At 72.5% G+C, this 16,522-nt stretch carries 17 protein-coding genes and 1 rRNA gene; 8 read left to right on the top strand and 10 right to left on the bottom strand.

The window, feature by feature from the left end:
• Positions 1-189: 189 nt before the first annotated feature.
• The 6 genes from BV907_RS05270 (at position 190) to BV907_RS05245 (ending at position 6,566) form a co-directional block, all read left to right on the top strand.
• Positions 190-852: a GntR family transcriptional regulator gene (locus BV907_RS05270; protein WP_077488688.1), complete on the top strand. Its 663-nt coding sequence runs from the start codon at positions 190-192 to the stop codon at positions 850-852.
• 42 nt (positions 853-894) lie between these two features.
• Positions 895-1,611: a haloacid dehalogenase type II gene (locus tag BV907_RS05265; RefSeq protein WP_077488687.1), complete on the top strand. Its 717-nt coding sequence runs from the start codon at positions 895-897 to the stop codon at positions 1,609-1,611.
• A 107-nt stretch (positions 1,612-1,718) separates the two neighbouring features.
• Complete coding sequence (locus BV907_RS05260) at positions 1,719-3,008, top strand: aspartate aminotransferase family protein (RefSeq protein WP_077488686.1); 1,290 nt, start codon at positions 1,719-1,721, stop codon at positions 3,006-3,008.
• Between the two features lie 4 nt (positions 3,009-3,012).
• A complete protein-coding gene (locus tag BV907_RS05255) occupies positions 3,013-5,931 on the top strand; it encodes an FAD-binding and (Fe-S)-binding domain-containing protein (protein ID WP_077488890.1) in 2,919 nt (972 codons plus the stop codon).
• A gap of 120 nt (positions 5,932-6,051) precedes the next feature.
• A complete protein-coding gene (locus BV907_RS05250; RefSeq protein WP_077488685.1) occupies positions 6,052-6,300 on the top strand; it encodes a hypothetical protein in 249 nt (82 codons plus the stop codon).
• Positions 6,301-6,362: 62 nt separating this feature from the next.
• Complete coding sequence (locus tag BV907_RS05245) at positions 6,363-6,566, top strand: hypothetical protein (RefSeq protein WP_139346614.1); 204 nt, start codon at positions 6,363-6,365, stop codon at positions 6,564-6,566.
• 19 nt (positions 6,567-6,585) lie between these two features.
• Here BV907_RS05245 and BV907_RS05240 read toward each other — a convergent pair whose 3' ends face one another.
• From BV907_RS05240 to BV907_RS05210, 7 genes are all read right to left on the bottom strand, one after another.
• On the bottom strand, positions 6,586-7,968 hold the full coding sequence (locus BV907_RS05240; protein ID WP_077488683.1) for an NAD(P)(+) transhydrogenase (Re/Si-specific) subunit beta: 1,383 nt from the start codon (positions 7,966-7,968) through the stop codon (positions 6,586-6,588).
• Positions 7,965-8,300, bottom strand: a complete 336-nt coding sequence (locus tag BV907_RS05235; RefSeq protein ID WP_077488682.1) for an NAD(P) transhydrogenase subunit alpha part 2 — start codon at positions 8,298-8,300, stop codon at positions 7,965-7,967. Before BV907_RS05235 ends, BV907_RS05240 begins: the two co-directional genes overlap by 4 nt.
• Positions 8,300-9,538, bottom strand: a complete 1,239-nt coding sequence (locus BV907_RS05230) for a Re/Si-specific NAD(P)(+) transhydrogenase subunit alpha (RefSeq protein WP_077488681.1) — start codon at positions 9,536-9,538, stop codon at positions 8,300-8,302. The genes BV907_RS05235 and BV907_RS05230 overlap by 1 nt, the downstream gene beginning before the upstream one ends.
• A 155-nt stretch (positions 9,539-9,693) precedes the next feature.
• Entirely contained in the window at positions 9,694-10,629 is a 936-nt protein-coding gene (locus BV907_RS05225; protein WP_245827809.1) for an endonuclease/exonuclease/phosphatase family protein, read from the bottom strand.
• A gap of 161 nt (positions 10,630-10,790) precedes the next feature.
• Complete coding sequence (locus BV907_RS05220; protein ID WP_077488680.1) at positions 10,791-11,225, bottom strand: VOC family protein; 435 nt, start codon at positions 11,223-11,225, stop codon at positions 10,791-10,793.
• A gap of 69 nt (positions 11,226-11,294) precedes the next feature.
• Complete coding sequence (locus tag BV907_RS05215) at positions 11,295-12,530, bottom strand: helix-turn-helix domain-containing protein (protein ID WP_175637372.1); 1,236 nt, start codon at positions 12,528-12,530, stop codon at positions 11,295-11,297.
• A gap of 170 nt (positions 12,531-12,700) precedes the next feature.
• Entirely contained in the window at positions 12,701-12,895 is a 195-nt protein-coding gene (locus tag BV907_RS05210) for a YegP family protein (protein WP_077488678.1), read from the bottom strand.
• Positions 12,896-13,178: 283 nt separating this feature from the next.
• On the opposite strand from BV907_RS05210, the gene BV907_RS05205 reads away from it, so the two are divergent.
• Positions 13,179-13,403 (top strand): hypothetical protein, encoded by a 225-nt coding sequence (locus BV907_RS05205; protein WP_077488677.1) that lies wholly within the window; start codon positions 13,179-13,181, stop codon positions 13,401-13,403.
• A gap of 174 nt (positions 13,404-13,577) precedes the next feature.
• On the opposite strand, the gene BV907_RS05200 is transcribed toward BV907_RS05205, so the two are convergent.
• Together BV907_RS05200 and BV907_RS05195 are read right to left on the bottom strand one after the other, a co-directional pair.
• The gene (locus tag BV907_RS05200) at positions 13,578-13,859 is read right to left on the bottom strand and encodes a MoaD/ThiS family protein (RefSeq protein ID WP_077488676.1); all 282 of its coding nucleotides are present in this window, start codon (positions 13,857-13,859) and stop codon (positions 13,578-13,580) included.
• A 2-nt stretch (positions 13,860-13,861) separates the two neighbouring features.
• Entirely contained in the window at positions 13,862-14,992 is a 1,131-nt protein-coding gene (locus tag BV907_RS05195; protein ID WP_077488675.1) for a beta propeller repeat protein, read from the bottom strand.
• 280 nt (positions 14,993-15,272) lie between these two features.
• Here BV907_RS05195 and BV907_RS05190 point away from each other — a divergent pair, with 280 nt between their 5' ends.
• The gene (locus BV907_RS05190) at positions 15,273-16,187 is read left to right on the top strand and encodes an aminoglycoside phosphotransferase family protein (protein ID WP_175637371.1); all 915 of its coding nucleotides are present in this window, start codon (positions 15,273-15,275) and stop codon (positions 16,185-16,187) included.
• Positions 16,188-16,242: 55 nt separating this feature from the next.
• On the opposite strand, the gene rrf is transcribed toward BV907_RS05190, so the two are convergent.
• A 5S ribosomal RNA gene (gene rrf / locus BV907_RS05185) occupies positions 16,243-16,359 on the bottom strand.
• Between the last annotated feature and the right edge of the window lie 163 nt (positions 16,360-16,522).

The raw sequence follows: 16,522 nt of genomic DNA, 5'->3' as shown, positions 1-16,522 counted from the left end.
CGCCGCTCGTGTACCCGAAAGCCCATTTCGGCGTCGAGATCCGTACCCGATTGCCCCTGCCCTGCGGGACAGCCTGCGGCCCCGGACGAAAGTCCGGGGCCGCAAATGCGTGGCGGAAGACTCTTGCGGAGGCCCCACCTGTCTACTGTACGATTGTTGACAACCTTGATTGCCGTCAGGAAGGGCAGCATGAACAGTCGCCCCCTCCAGCCCATCGCGCGGGAGTCCACGCCGTGCCTCATCGCGGCCCAGCTCAGGCAGCACATCGCCGAGGGCGCGCTCGCGCCCGGTGAGCAGCTGGTCGAGATGGAGATCGCGCATGAGCTCGGTGTGAGCCGGGGGCCGGTCCGCGAGGCGATCCAGCGCCTGACCCAGGAAGGCCTCGTCGTCAGCATCCGGAACAAGGGGGTCTTCGTCTCGGAGTTCGAGGCGGAAGACCTCCTCGACATCTATGAGGCGCGGACTGCTGTGGAGAAGTCTGCGGCGTTGCTGCTCTGCTCCCGTGATCGCCTTCGCGCTGGCGATGAGCTGCTGCGCTGCGTGGAGCGGATGGCGGAGGCCAGCACGGCGGAAGACCTCGGGGCCATGTCAGAGGCGGACATCGCCTTCCACGAGAAGCTCGTCGAGATGGCGGCCAGCCCGAGGCTCTCGCGCATGCACGCAACCCTGCTCACCGAAACGCGGATGTGCCTCAACCGGCTCGAGGGACGGTACAACGACGAGTCGATCCGTGTCTCCGAACACCGCGGGATCGCCGAGGCGATCCGCGAGGGGAACGAGGATCTCGCGATGCGGCGGCTGGAACTGCACAAGGAGGACGCCTTGGGGCGGCTGCTCCACCTCCACGGGTAACCAGTCCCGTCCGACACGACCGCACAAGCCGAAGGGAAGCACATGTTCGAAGAATTCGATGCCCTCAGCTTCGACTGCTACGGCACGCTCATCGACTGGGAGGCCGGCATCGCAGCCGTCCTGGGCCCGTGGGGCCGCGCCGCACGCCCTGAGCTGACCGACGAGGATCTCCTCCTGGCCTACGCGGACGAAGAGGCCCGCGTGGAGCGGGAGAACCCGGCCGCCCTCTACCCCCAGGTCCTCGCCGAGGCCTTCCGTGCCACGGGCGCCAAGCTCGGCATCCCCGTCTCGGAGGAAGACGCCGCACGGCTGGGCTCGTCGGTCCCCGACTGGCCGGCCTTCCCGGATTCGGCGGAAGCTCTCACGAGGCTCGGCACGCGCTTCGCCCTCATCATCCTCTCCAACATCGACAGGAGGAGCTTCGAGGCCAGCAACGCCCGCCTCGGCGTCGAGTTCGACCGCATCATCACCGCGGAGGAGGTCGGCAGCTACAAGCCGTCCCAGAAGAACTTCGACGCGCTCAAGGAATACGTGGACGGCCAGGGCCTCAAGGTCCTGCACGTGGCGCAGAGCCTGTTCCACGACCACGTCCCCGCCAAGCACGCCGGCCTCAAGGGCGTGTGGATCAACCGCCGCCATGATCGGCCCGGCTGGGGCGCAACGCCCGACCCCGGCGCCGACATCCACGCCGAGTGGACCTTCAATTCGATGGCAGACTTCGCCATCGCCGCGGTCCCGCAGCCAGCCACAGCCGTCTGACCGGACCCCTTCAGCCGCGGCCAGCACCTCCGCCGCCTCCGACCCTCCCTGCCGGAGCGTCTCGAGGTGCTGGCCGCACCCCTCTCTGACACAAAGTAGGTAGAACTATGGCCACTCTGAGCCCCCTCCTCAAGCAGGCGACGCCGGTCGTCGTCGACCACGCCCTCGGCAGCTGGATCTTCGGCACCGACGGCGAGCCCTACCTGGACTTCACGACCGGCATCGGCGTGACCAGCACCGGCCACTGCCACCCCAAGGTCGTCGCCGCCGCCCGCGAGCAGGTCGGCAAGATCATTCACGCCCAGTACACGACGGTGATGCACAAGCCCCTCCTCGAGCTCACGGAGAAGCTCGGCGAGGTCCTCCCGGCCGGCCTCGACTCCGTCTTCTACGCGAACTCCGGCTCCGAGGCCGTCGAGGCGGCCGTCCGGCTCGCCCGCATGGCCACCGGCCGCCCGAACATCGTCGTCTTCCAGGGCGGCTTCCACGGCCGCACGGTCGCCGCCGCGTCCCTCACCACGGCCGGGACCAAGTTCTCCGCGGGCTTCTCCCCGCTCATGGCCGGCGTGCACATGGCCGCGTTCCCGTACGCCTACCGCTACGGCATGGACGAGGCCACCGCCGTCGAGTTCGCTCTCAAGGAGCTCGACTACCTCCTCAAGACCCGCACCGCGCCCGAGGACACGGCCGCCTTCCTCATCGAGCCGGCCCTCGGTGACGGCGGCTACATCCCCACGCCTCCGGCCTTCATGGACGGCCTGCGCGAGCGCGCAGACCGCCACGGCATCAAGCTCATCTTCGACGAGGTCCAGGCCGGTGTGGGACGCACCGGCAAGTTCTGGGGCCACCAGCACTCGAGCTCCTCGCCGGACATCATCATCACGGCCAAGGGCATCGCCTCGGGCTTCCCGATCTCGGCCATCGCAGCGTCCACCGAGACGATGTCGAAGGCGTGGCCCGGCTCGCAGGGCGGCACCTACGGCGGCAACGCCGTCGCCGCGGCCGCCGGCGTGGCGACCCTCCAGGTGATCAAGGAGGAGGGGCTCGTCGAGAACGCCCGCCTCCGCGGCAACCAGCTCCTGGCCGGCCTGGCGGACATCCAGACCCGCTTCCCGGTGATCGGGAACGTCCGCGGCATCGGCCTCATGGCCGGGATCGAATTCACGGCACCGGACGGGTCGGCGGATTCCGCGACGGCGGCCGCGGTGCAGCAGGCCGCCATCTCGGAGGGCCTCCTGACCCTCACCTGCGGGCCGGAGGGCAACGTCGTCCGGCTCATCCCCGCCCTCGTGGTCACCGAGGTGGAGATCGCGTCGGGCCTCGAGCGCTTCGAGGCGGCCGTGGGCGCGGTTGTCGATGCTGCCGCTCAGCCGGTTGCTGCGGGAGTCGGGGCCTGATCCGATGACCGCTGACGTTCTCCCCGCCGTGGATCCGGCGGCCGTGATCCCGGTGCTCGAGGCCGCGGGCGTGCCCGTGGAGGCCTCCGGGCACCGGCTGGCCGCCTACTCGTACGACGCGTCCAACTACCGGGTGCCCCCCGTCGGGGTGGTCTTCCCGCGCAGCGTCGACGACGTCGTCGCCGTCATGCGGGCGTGCCGGGAGACGGGCGTGCCGGTAATCAGCCGCGGCGGGGGAACGTCAATGGCCGGCAACGCCGTCGGCCCGGGCATCGTGCTGGACTTCTCGCGGCACATGGACAGGATCCACGCGATCGACGAGGAGTCCGGGACGGCGGACGTCGACCCCGGCGTCGTGCTCGCCGTGCTCAGCCGCGAGGTCGAGCGCGCCACGGGCGGGGCGCTGACCTTCGCCCCGGACCCGTCGTCGAAGAACCGCGCGACGGTGGGCGGCGCCGTCGGCAACGACGCCTGTGGGAACCACTCCGTGCGCTACGGCCGCACGTCGGACCACGTGGCCGAGCTCGACATCGTCACGCTCGACGGCGCGCGGCTCACCGCGTACGACGGCGGTCTGCGCGCCACCGATCCCGGGGACGCCTACTCGGTCTCGCGGGCCTTCGACCTGGCGGAGGAGCTCAGGGGGCTGGCCCAGCGGAACCTGGGCCCGTTCCGCACCGAGCTCGGTCGCATCCAGCGGCAGGTGTCCGGCTACCACCTCGCGCACCTGCTGCCCGAGGGCGGGTTCAACGCCGCGCGGGCGCTCGTCGGCTCCGAGGGCACGTGCGCGATCGTCGTGCGGGCCCGGATGAGGCTCGCGCCGAAGTCACCCAGCGCGCTCCTCGTGTGCCTGGGCTACGCGGACGTCGTCGACGCCGCGCGCGACATCACGACGATCCTCGAGTTCAGCCCGGCGGCCGTCGAGGGAATCGACGAGGCCATCGTGGACACGATGCGGCTGCGCCGCGGCGACGACTCCGTCCTGGGCCTGCCCCGGGGCAAGGCCTTCCTCTACGTCGACCTCGACGGGGACCGGCCGGAGGACGTCGCGGCCGACGCCGACCGGCTGATCGAGCGGCTCCGCGCCAACGGCAGGATGGTCGACGGGCGCGCGGTGCCCGACCCGCTCGAGCGGGCCACGCTCTGGCGAGTCCGCGAGGACGGCGCGGGCCTGTCCTCGCGCCCGGCCAGCGGCGGCGAGTCCCTCGCGGGGTGGGAGGACTCCGCCGTCGCCCCCGCGGACCTCGCCGACTACCTCGCCGACTTCCGGCTCCTGCTCGCCGAGCACGGCCTGACCGGCATCATGTACGGCCACTTCGGCGCCGGCTGCATGCACATCCGCATCACCTACGACCTCCGCAGCGACGAGGGCCGGAGAATCTACCGGAAGTTCACCGCCGCGGCCGCCGAGCTCGTCGTCCGCCACGGCGGCTCACTCTCCGGCGAGCACGGCGACGGCCGGTCCCGCTCGGAGTTCCTCCCCGCCATGTACTCCCCGACGCTCATCGCCGCGTTCGAGGAGTACCGCCGGATCTGGGACCCCACGGGCCTGCTCAACCCCGGCTCGCTCACCGACCCCGACCCGATCGACGCGAACCTCGCCCTCGAGGGCGTGCCCGACCGCGAGTGGCGCACGCACTTCGAGCTCCGGCCCGCCGAGGCCGAGCGCGCCGGGGCCGACCCGTGGGTGCACGCCGTCCAGGCCTGCATCGGCGTCGGCCGCTGCCGCTCCGACGCCGGCGGCGTCATGTGCCCGAGCTACCGCGCGACCGGCGACGAGAAGGACTCCACCCGAGGCCGCTCCCGCGTCCTGCAGGACATGGTCCGCGGAGCCCGCAGCATCGACGAGGGCTGGAAGTCCCAGGACGTCCGCGAGGCCCTGGACCTGTGCCTGGCCTGCAAGGCCTGCTCGAACGACTGCCCCGCCGGCGTGGACATGGCCACCTACAAGTCCGAGTTCTTCTCGCACTATTACGAGGGGCGCGTGCGGCCCATGTCGCACTACTCCCTCGGCTGGCTGCCGTTCTGGCTCAAGATCACCGTGCACGTGAGCCCGCTCGTCAACGCCGTCCTCGCCACGCCCCTGGGCAAGGTCGTCGCCAAGCTCGGCGGCCTCACCACCGAGCGCGCACTGCCCAAGTTCGCCTCCCGGCGCGCGCTCCGAAGGGAGCTCGCCGGAGTCGAGCAGACGACGGCGCGCGGGCGGACGACGGCGGGCGGGGCCGACGTCGTGCTGTTCGTCGACTCCTTCACGAAGGGCTTCCGGCCCGAGGTCGCCGGAGCCGCCGCCCGCGTCGTCGCCGACACCGGCCGCACCGTCGCGTGCGAGGCCGACGCCTGCTGCGGCCTCACGTGGATCTCCACCGGCCAGCTCGACACCGCCAAGGCCTCACTCGCCAAGGCCGTGGCGAAGCTCGACGACGGCAGCGATGCGCCGATCGTCGTCATCGAGCCCAGCTGTGCCGCGGCCCTGAAGAAGGAGGCACCCGAGCTCCTCGGCACCGAGGCCGCCGAGCGGGTCTCCCACCGGATCCGCAGCTTCGCCGAGGCCGTCACCGACTGGGCCGCCGCCGGCTGGAAGCCCCGGCAGGTGCCCGAGTCCGTGACCGTGCAGACGCACTGCCACGAGTACTCGACCTTCGGCGCCACCGTCCAGCGCAAGGCCCTCGCCTCCCTGGGCGTCGCGGACGTCTCCGAGGCCACCGGCTGCTGCGGCGTCGCCGGAAACTTCGGCTTCGAGGCCGAGCACTACGACGTCTCGATGAAGGTCGCCCAGCAGGCCCTCGCCCCGGCCCTCGCCAGGACCGACGCCGACACCCCTGTTCTGGCCGACGGGTTCAGCTGCTCGATGCAGGTGAAGCAGCTCGACCCCGAGCGTGAGAGCAAGCACCTCGCCGAGCTCCTCGATCCGCAAAGTAGTTGATTGCAGATTGTTGACAATAGGGAAATAGCGGGAGCACACTGAGAGAGCGCCGTGAGAACGGCGCTCTCTGAACCTCCTTCGCCGGTGCAACGTCGCATCGGCCTGACCCCCGGGAGAAGCATGTCCCTCCTCCTGCGCCCCGCGCCTACCCATCCCATTCCCTCCCTGCCCGTCGTCCTCCGGCGGGAGGACCGGGTCGCCGTCACCGGCGGACACTGCCCGACCAGCGGAGCATGGGCGCCGGAGTCCCAGTTCTCGGCGCCCGTCATACTCCGGCGAGGCGAGCTCATGCCGCCGCACGATGGGCTGGCCGTCGAATGGCACTACACGGCCTTGGCGGCCCCGGACTCGGCCCAGCCCGGCCACTAGAAGGAGATACGACAGTGAATTCCGGTTGCACGCTCGGCCCCACCCGAACCGCCGTCCAACCCGTGGGCGAACCCTTGCCGCCGGCCGAGTGGGCTTCCCTGACGAGGAACGAGCGGATCACGCTCCAGCGAGGCGCAGCCCGCGTAGCCGGCGGGACAGTCGATCTGGTCGCCGACGACGGGTCCATCTTCTGGGTTCACCTGGACAACGGCGTGGGACGGGTGGCGATCCATGTCGACGACGACGCCACGGTCTGGCGGGCGTAGGCTCCAGTAGCCGCGCCCTCTACAGCCCCTTGACCGCCGCGAGCACCTTCGTCAGCGACTCCTTCGCGTCGCCGAACAGGAGCGTGGTCTGCGGCTCGTAGAGCAGCTCGTTCTCGATCCCCGCGAACCCGGGCCGCATCGAGCGCTTGAGGAACACGACCTGCCGCGCGTCGGAGACCTCGAGGATCGGCATCCCGTAGATCGGCGAGCCGGGCGTGGTCTTCGCGGCGGGGTTCACGACGTCGTTCGCGCCCACCACGAGCGCGACGTCGGCGTGCCGGAAGTCGCCGTTGATCTCGCTCATCTCCTTGAGCGCCTCGTACGGCACGTCCGCCTCGGCCAGCAGGACGTTCATGTGCCCCGGCATGCGCCCGGCGACGGGGTGGATCGCGAAGTCGACGGCGATGCCGCGTTCCTCGAGCGCCTGCGCGAGCTCGGCCGCGGTGTGCTGGCCCTGGGCGACGGCGAGCCCGTACCCGGGCACGATGATGACCCGCTGCGCGTACCCGAGCAGCACGGCGACGTCCTCGGGGCTGCCCGAGCGGACGGGCCGCTCGCTCATGGCGGTGGAGCCCGCCGTCGAGCCTCCCCGGAACGCGCCGAACATGATGCCGCCCACGCTGCGGCCCATCGCGGCCGCCATCGCCCGGGTCAGGATCGTTCCGGAGGCGCCGACGAGCGTGCCCGCGACGACGAGCAGGACGTTCCCGAGCACGAGCCCGCTCGCCGCGACGGCGAGGCCCGTGAACGCGTTGAGCAGCGAGATGACGATCGGCACGTCCGCCCCTCCGACGGGCAGGACGAGCAGGACGCCGGCCACGAGACCCAGCCCGAGCAGCGCGAGCGCCAGCGGGTAGGAGCCCAGGAGCACGACGGCGGCCGCGCACCCGAGCGCGGCCAGCAGCACCGCGCCCATCACCGCCGCGAGGCCAGGGAACACGACCGGCCGGGTGGTCATGAGCTCCTGGAGCTTCGCGAACGTCACGCCCGAGCCGGCGAAGGACACGGCGCCGACGAGCAGCGTGAAGACGATCGCGAGCCGCATCCACGCGTCGTCTTGCCCGGCGGCGTGCGGGAGCTCGAGCAGCGCCACGAGCGCTGCCGCGCCGCCGCCGACGCCGTTGAACAGCGCCACGAGCTGCGGCATCTGGGTCATCCGCACCCGCCGCGCGACGGGGGCCGCGACCGCCGTGCCGAGCGCGATCGAGCCGAGGATCCACGGGATGTTGTCGAGTCGGGCCGAGAGGAACACGGCGACGACGGCGACGACCGCCCCGGCCGCGCCGACGAGGTTGCCCCGGCGTGCGTGCCGCGGCGACGAGAGCCCCTTGAGGGCCAGGATGAAGCACACTGCCGCGAGGAGGTACAGCAGCGCCGTCCAGAGGGGGTCGAGGAGGATCACTCGCGGACCTCCTTCGCGGCGTCCCCCGGAACGGCTGCCCCGGCTCCCGGGCCGGGCCGGCGCCCGCGGAACATCTCGAGCATCCGGTCCGTCACGACGAAGCCGCCGACGAGGTTCGCCGTCGCGAGCACGACGGCAAGCAGCGCGACCGCGAGCACGATCGGGTCCGCGGCCTGTCCGGCCACGATGATCGCCCCGACGAGGATGATGCCGTGGATCGCGTTGGCCCCGGACATCAGCGGGGTGTGCAGGGTGCTGGACACTTTCGAGACCACCTCGAAGCCGACGAACACGGCCAGCACCGTGATCGTCAGCAGCTCCACGCCGCCCATCAGCCCGCTCCCTCCTCGACCTGCTCGTCCGGTCTCACACCGCCCCCGCCCGCAGGCTCCCCGAGGGCGAGCTCCTCGCCACTGGCGACGAGGGCCTCGATCGCCTCGGCCGTCGGCGGGTGCCGCACCTCGCCGTCGTGCGTGAGGCACGCGCCGGCGACGACGTCGTCGTCGAAGTCGAGCGCGAGCTGCCCCTCGCGCACGATGAGCGCGACGAGGTTCGCGACGTTCTTCGCGTACAGCCGCGACGCGTCGGCGGGGAGCGCCGACGCGGGATCCTTGAGCCCCACGAGCGTCACGTGGCCGCGGCCGTCCGTGGTCGGCACCTCGATGTCCTCCCCCGCGACCGTGCCCTCGACGTTCCCGCCCTGCTCGGCTGCGAGGTCGACGACGACCGAGCCGGGCCGCATCGCCGCGACCATGTCCCGGGTCACGAGCAGCGGGGCGTGCCGGCCGGGGATGGCCGCCGTCGTGATGAGCACGTCGGACTCGGCGACGTGCGGCGCGAGCAGCTGTCGTTGGAGGGCGCCGCGGTCCGCGGTGAGCTCGCGCGCGTAGCCTCCCGCTCCTTCTGTCTTCTCTGCGGCCTCGACGTCGAGCCTGATGAACGTCCCGCCCATCGAGGCGACCTCGTCGGCGGAGGCGGGGCGGATGTCGTTGGCGGAGACGCGCGCGCCGAGCCGCTTCGCGGTGCCGATCGCCTGCAGCCCGGCAACCCCGGCGCCGAGCACGAGCACCCTGGCCGGCGGGACCGTCCCGGCCGCCGTCATGTACAGCGGGAAGAAGCGCGGCAGGCGCATCGCGGCCTCGAGCACGCTGCGGTACCCGGCGACGAGGGCCTGCGAGGTGAGCGCGTCCATCGACTGCGCGCGGGAGATGCGCGGGACGAGCTCGAGCGCGAACGAGGTGACGCCCCCGTCCGCGAGCGCGCGCACGGTGGGCAGCTCGGACGACGGCGAGGCGAGGCCCACGCTCGCGGCGCCCCGCGGGAGCGCGGCGGCGACGGCGGGATCGAGGGGGCGGACGTGGGCGAGGAGGCCGAGGGTCGCGTGGTCGAGGCGCGGGACGACGTGCGCGCCGGCCTCCCGGTAGGCGGCGTCGGGGTGGCCCGAGGCGTCCCCCGCGCCGCTCTCGATGACGACGTCGAGTCCCAGGCCGGCCAGCTGCCGCACGGTGTCGGGGGTGGCGGCCACCCGCCGCTCCCCCTCGCGCCGTTCCCTCGCGATGCCGATTCTCACGTGTTTGCCCCTTATGCTCCGGCGGCCTCCCTGCCGCCCGTGAGGCCGAGTCTATGTGCCCTGCCACGCGCTGGGCAGGGGGCTCCACCGAGGGATTCGGGACGCGCCGGGGGCGTCACCGTGGACTGGACCGCGGCCGCAGAGTACGCGGTGCCCTACGGGATCCGGACCAGGGCCTGGACGGGCAGGTGGTCGCTCGGGTACCGGTCCTCGAGGGTGAACGGGTTGATCGCGGCCTGGTGCACCGTCATCCCCGAGGTGGCCAGGACCCAGTCGATCCGGCTCGCGCCCTCGACCGGGTCCTTGTAGTTCGCGAACGTGCCCCAGGCCGGAGTGAGCCGCCGCTCGGCGGCCGTCCACGTGTCGCGGAGGAGCCCGCTGCCCACGAGCGCCTCGTACGCGCCGGGGGTCTCGGCCGGCGCGTTGAAGTCGCCGGTCACGACGGTCGGGAGCGTGAACCCGGCCAGGAGGTCCGCGATCGCCTGGGCGCTCAGGATCCGCGCGTTCTCGGACTCGTGGTCGAAGTGCGTGTTGACGGCGAGCAGCTCGCGGCCCGTCGAGAGGTCCCGGAAGCGCGCCCACACGGCGACGCGGGTCACGGTGTTGCCCCACGTCGCCGAGCCGATCGTGGCGGGAGTGTCCGAGAGCCAGAACTGGTCCCACTCGAGCACGTCCAGCCGCCGGGAATCGTAGAAGATCGCCGAGTGCTCGCCCGCGCTGCCTCCATCGCGGCCGTAGCCGACGCTGCGGAAGTGCTGCGGGAGGGCCTCCTCAACCGTGGCGAGCTGATGGTAGAGGGCCTCCTGCACGCCGAGGATCGTGGGACGCTCGAGCCCGAGGACGGCTTGGAGCGCGCGGATGCGCTCGGGCCAGTGGTCCGCCTGGCCCGGAAGCGTGCCCGAGAGGTCGAGGCGGATGTTGAAGCTCATGACGTGCAGGTCCATCTGGCCCGCGGCGCCGATCAGCGCCTCGCCCGCCGAGGCCTGGGCCGGACTGGCCAGTGCCGGGCCTGCGGCCCCAGCGGCGCCAGCGATCGAGAGGGCGGCGGCCGTGCCGAGGGCAGTGCGGCGGGAGACGGGCGTGCTGGTCACGGGGCTCCTCCTGACGGTGGGGACGGACTCCCTCCCCACCGTGCGTCAGGCAGGTTGCGCCGCGGGGGCCCGGGGGTGAATTCCCCCGGGCCCCCGCGTGAAGCACCCGTGAACCGGCGGCGGAGCCCCAGTGGCCCGCCGACCGTGACACGAAGCCGCGGTCAGGCCTGCGGCGCCGCGCCCTCCTGCTTGCCCGCGATGTTCACGAGCCACCCGACGCCGAAGCGGTCCGTGAGCATGCCGAACGTGTCGCCCCACGGCGCCGGCTCGAGCGGGGCCGCGATGGTGGCGCCCTCGGAGAGCTTCTCCCAGTAGCCGCGCAGCTCGCCGTCGTCCTCCCCGCTGAGCGAGATCGCGAAGTTCGTGCCGGGGTTGAACTGCATGTACGACGGCGTGTCCGCACCCATGAGGGTGAGCCCGCCCGGCGTCGTGAGCTGGGCATGCATGATCTTGTCGGCGTCCTCCGGGGCGTCCGTCGCGTGGAATTCCGCGAAGGTGCTGACGTTCAGCTCGCCGCCGAGCACCGACTGGTAGAACGTCATGGCCTCGCGGGCGTTGTCCTTGAAGTTCAGGTACGGGTTCAGGATCGTGGGCACGTCTCGCTCCTCGTTCGTGGTTGGCTGACCGTCGCGAGCCTACGCTCGGCCACCGACAGTGTGAAGCCCCTACCCCGCGAGGCGCTCGAGGTGCGCGACGACGGCGGCGCGCCTCGGCGAGCGCGGCGGGAGGAGGCGCAGCGCGGTGCGCCAGGCCTCGGCGTCGTCCGCGGCCTCCGGCAGGCGCAGGTAGTGGAGGAGGACGTCCACGGCGGCGCTCCCGACGACGGCCTCGCGCAGTGTCGCGGAGAGCTCGTCGCGCAGCTCGGCGATCGCGGGGGCCTCGGACCGCGGGAGGAGCTGCCCGCCATACGTGCCAAGCGCCTGCCGGTGTGAGCCGCGCTCGAGGAGCGCGAGGGCGTTCATCGAGTCCACCTCGAGCCCCTCAACGCGGTAGGGCCGGGAGAGGAGCGTGACCCCGGCGCCGAACCCGTCGAGGGCCTTGCGCAGCCGCACGAGCTCGGCCCGCAGCGTCACCGGCGGCACGGACTGGGTGTAGAGGCGCTCGGCGAGCTCCTCGGCCGTGAGCCCACGTGGGTGCCCGGCCAGGAGCACGAGGATCTCGGAGTGCCGCACGCTCAGGCTCAGGGTCCGCTCGCCCGCGCGCACGACGCCCTGGTCGCGTCCGGTCACGGAGAGCACGGCGGGAGCGTCCGACGGCGGCGCCCCGGCCCGCGCGCCCGGAACGCCAGGGCCCGGGCCGCCGCCGTGCGCGTGCTGCGCGAGCCCGCGGAGCCGCTCCTCGGCCGTGGCGACGGCGGCGCGGAGCCACGGCAGGGCATGGCCGGCGGCGGCCTGCTCGCCGCCGGTGATGTCGACGACGCCGAGCGGCGTGCCCGTGCGCGGGTCCCGGACGGGCACAGCGGTGCAGGAGAAGGCCTCTGCGAGGGGGCTGAAGTGCTCGGCGCCGCGGATCTGGACGGCCCCGCCGGTCGCGAGCGCCGTGCCCGGCGCGGACGTCCCGATGCTCGCTTCGGACCAGTCGGCACCCTCGAGGAACGCCATCCGCTCGGCGCGCCGGCGCGTTCCGGCGTCACCGCCGAGCCACAGGAGCCGGCTCTCCGAGTCGCCGACGGCGACGAGGATCCCGGCATCCCGCGCGGGCTGGATGAGGAGCTGTTCGATGATGGACATGACGCGCGCGAGCGGGTGCCCCTCGCGGTAGGCGGCGAGCTCATCGCCGGGGAGGATGCTCGTCACGGCGGCATCCTCGCGGCGCGCGTGGGTCGCGAGCGAGCGGCGCCACGAGTCGGCCACGACGGGACGCGCGGGCGTCCCCGCGGCGTCGGGCTCCTGTGTTCGCACGCCCACCCACTCCTTCATGTGTGCCGTGGCTCACAAGTGTACGCGGGACTCCGGAGGGGCCGCCCGAGGAAGGTTGCACCCTCGTTGCACACGAAAACGCCGCACGCAAAGGGCGCCGCACGGAGTCTCGGTGCGGCGCCCCTGGGTTCTAGGCAGTCCTCGTCTGAGTTCTAGGCAGTCCTCGTCAGGTCGACGACGAGTCCCAGCGCGGCACACTCGCGCAGGCGCGCGATCCCCGCCTTGACCTCGTCGATGCTCGGAAAGGGCCCGAGGTCGGCGAGAAGCGTCCCATCGTCCCCGCGGAGCTGGACCCTGTACTGCCGGCTGCCTTCGCCTTCGCGGCGCACTTCGAACTTCGCTCCCATACTGCGGCCCCTTCGACTGTCCCCTCGCATGCGTCCACCAGCCCCCTTTGGCGGTGTGATCCGCATGACATCCCAGCCTGACGGTACCCGGCGGACCCCCCATTTGGGCACTACCCCCGGGTAGATGACAGGACTTGTAATAATCCAGCCCCCGGGACACCGCTTTTTTCTCCGTGGCCTCCCTCGCAACGTCAGGGAGCGGAAACCGTCTGGCCGCGGGCACCTTACCGCCCGCACACCGTCTGGAAACCGCCCGGCAATACGCCTCCGGCACACTCAGTCCATGACGAGCGAAACCCACCACCGCGTCCGGCGACTCACCGATCTCCACCGTGGCGAGCTCATCGAGGCCCGCAGCGGCCGAACCGTCCTGCGGGGCACGGTGTACGACACGGCGCCGGGCGTCGGCGTCGTGTGGATCAAGCTCGAGGACAGCCGCCAGCGCCGGGCCATCCAGGCCGAGGACTTCGCCCTGTGGCACGTCGCGTCCGGGCGGCTCGCCGGCTAGCCGCCCCCTCAATCCGGGGTCACCTCCCTACGATGAGGGGTCGCCTCCCTCCCGATGCGGGGTCACGTCCCTACGATGAGGGGGCACGTCCCTAGGACCCGGGGTCACTGTCAGGACATTGACTAACGGTCCTTGAGAGGTGACCCCGCGTGTGGCGGTACGGGTGGGGCGGGGTTAGCCCCCGGCGACGGACTGGATGACGAGGACCTCCTGGCCCGGCCGTACCGCCGTGTCGAGCCCCTCGAGCCGGCGTACGTCCTGGCCGCCCACGTACACGTTCACGTGCCTGCGCAGCGCGCCGCGCTCGTCCCGCAGCCGGCGGCCGAGCACGGGGAACTCGGCCGCGAGGGCCTCGAGGACGCCGCGCACGCTGCCCGAGGCGTCGGGGACCTCGAACTCGGTCTGCCCGCGCGCCGCCGGGGCAAGCACCGAGGGGATGACGACGGAGACGGGCACGGCTAAGCTCCCGGACCGCCGTCGTCCGCGCCGCTGCTGCCGACCCCTTCGGGGAGCGCCGCGGCGCGCACGCAGAGCACATCCGGGAGCCGCGCCGCGACTTCCTGGAAGGACTCGCCCTCATCCGCGCTCGCGTAGACCGACCCGCCGCGGGTGCCGAAGTAGACGCCGACCGGCTCGGCCGAGTCGACCGAGGCGGCGTCGCGCAGCACGGTGTTGTAGTCGACGGCGGGCAGGCCGTGGTCGAGCGCGCGCCAGGTCGAACCGGCGTCGTCCGTGCGGTGGACGGCGAGGTGCCCGCCGGGCGCGATGCGCTCCCAGTCCGAGACGAGCGGGACCACCCACGCCGTCCCGCCGCGGCGCGGGTGGGTGAGCATGACGAAGCCGAAGTCCGCGGGCAGGCCCTCCGCGATCGAGACCCAGGTGTCGCCCGAGTCGTCGCTGCGGTAGACGCCGCGGTGGTTCTGCGCGTAGAGCCGGCCGTCCGTGTCCGCGGCGATCTTGTGCACGCACTGGCCGACCTCGGGGTTCGGGTCGGGGAGGAAGTAGGCCGAGATGCCGTGGTTGCGGGCCGTCCAGCTCGCCCCCGCGTCGGTGCTGCGGTAGACGCCGCCGGTGCTCATGGCGACATGGACGAGGCTGTCGTCCGTCGCGTCCGGGACGATCGTGTGGGCGGCGGCTCCGCCCGCGCCCGCACCCCACTGGTCCTTGTCCGCGTGGTCCCACAGGGCGCGGTTGAGCGCGAAGGTGCGGCCGCCGTCGGTGGACTTCCACACCGAGATCGGCTCGGCGCCAGCCCAGACGACGCCGCTGCGCCGCTCCGTGTCGGGCCGGATCTGCCAGATGCGCTCGAGGGCCGCGTCGGTGCCCTCGGGGAAGACGACCGAGCCCTCCTCGGGCTCGGACCAGCTCGCCCCGAGGTCGTCCGAGTGCACCACGGTGGGGCCGAAGTGCTCCGACCTCACGCCCACGAGGACCCGGGTGCGGCCCCCGCGCGTGTCGATCCCGATCGACGGGATCTCCTGCATGAGGAACTGGGGCTCGCCGAGCGTCCAGGAGCGGCGGTCCGGGCTCGTGGCGAGCCACAGCCCCTTCTTCGTGCCGATGGCAAGGAGGTACCGGGAGGATTCCATGGCGCCTATTCGAGCACCGCGCACGACGGAGGGGCAAGGGTCCGCGTGCGCCCTCGCCGGGCGCGCGGCGGCGCCGCGGGCGGCGCCGCGACACGCGCCGGCACGGTGGCGGATGCTGGCCGCCGCGCGCTGGCGGACGGTAGGGTGGCGGATGTGCCACAGCGGGCTCGGTTCGCCGGGGTGGCGCCCCTTGACCGCCCCGGAGCGCGTATTCCCCCAATCGTGCGCTCCGGGGCTTCCAACTCCCTGCCGTCCTTGCATGGGTGAGTACCGTGGGAGCGTGCCCCTTCCCCTGACCACGCGCCAGCGCGTGCTGCTCGACCGCTGGTTCGGCGACTGGACGGTCGAGGAGGACATGTCCTGGGGGGTTCAGGGGATCACGGTGCTGCGGGTCGGCACGCCGGCGGGGCCCGCCGTCGTCAAGGCCTCCGAGACGTCGCACCACATCCAGCGCGAGGCGCGCGCCCACCGGCAGATGACGGCGCCCCTGCTCGCCCTCACGCCGCCGAGGACGCCGCGGCTCCTGCACGCCGACACCGGCGCGGGCATCCTCGCCTGCACGTGGCTGCCGGGGCGGCTCGTCGAGGGCGGCCCCCACGAGCGGCGCCCCGAGGTCTTCCGCCAGGCGGGCGAGCTGCTCGCCCGCCTGCACACCCCGCGCGGGGAGAACCGCGGCTACGACCCGGCAGTCCTGAACGAGATCGGCGATTTCCTCGAGCGCGCCCGGGGCCTCGCGCCTGCGGGCCAGTTACGCGTGGTCGCGGGGCTCGCCAGAGCGCACCGGCCGGAGCCGCGGCTCCTCGTCGCGACGCACGGCGACTACCAGCCGCGGAACTGGATCGAGGACGGCGGCTGGGAGGAGGGCACCGGGCTCCTGCACGTCATCGACTGGGGCCGCGCCGGCTACCGGCCGTGGGTCACGGACCTCGTGCGGCTCGAGCAGCGTTGGTTCGCCGAGCCGCCCACAGTGGGCCACGGCGTCGGGTTCCGGGGGCGCGCGCACGACGGCGCTGCCCTGCGGGCGGCGTTCTACGCTGGCTACGGCCGAGGGCCGGGGGAGGATCCCGGGGGCTGGCGCCTCGACAACCTGCTCCAGTCCCTCGGCACTATCGTGTGGGCCCATGACGTAGGCGACGCAGCCTTCGAGGAGGAGGGCCGGCGGATGCTGGCGCGGGTCGTGGAGTGGTGGGGCTAGCCGTTAAAGGTGGGAGCCCCCCAACCGTGGGGTTGGGGGGCTCGACCGAGTGGTTGTCCGGCGGTGTCCTACTCTCCCACACCCTGTCGGGTGCAGTACCATCGGCGCTGTGGGTCTTAGCTTCCGGGTTCGGGATGGGACCGGGCGTTTCCCCCACGCTATGACCGCCGTAACCCTGTGTCCCGGCCCGCACGCGCGTGGTGTGGGTGGGAAGTGTTGTGGTCACGGTGTTTCGTGAGCGTTATTCGGTTGTGGTGGTGCCCCTGCGGCTGCCCCCGTTGGTTGGGGGGCGGGGTTTGTTGTCTGGGGACCGTAGAGTGGACGCGTGCAGTTCC

It is taken from the genome of Sinomonas mesophila, from assembly GCF_001999765.1.
Classification (GTDB): Bacteria; Actinomycetota; Actinomycetes; order Actinomycetales; family Micrococcaceae; genus Sinomonas; species Sinomonas mesophila.
Note: the sequence above shows the minus strand (reverse complement) of the source record. Positions and strands in the feature narration are given on the sequence as shown.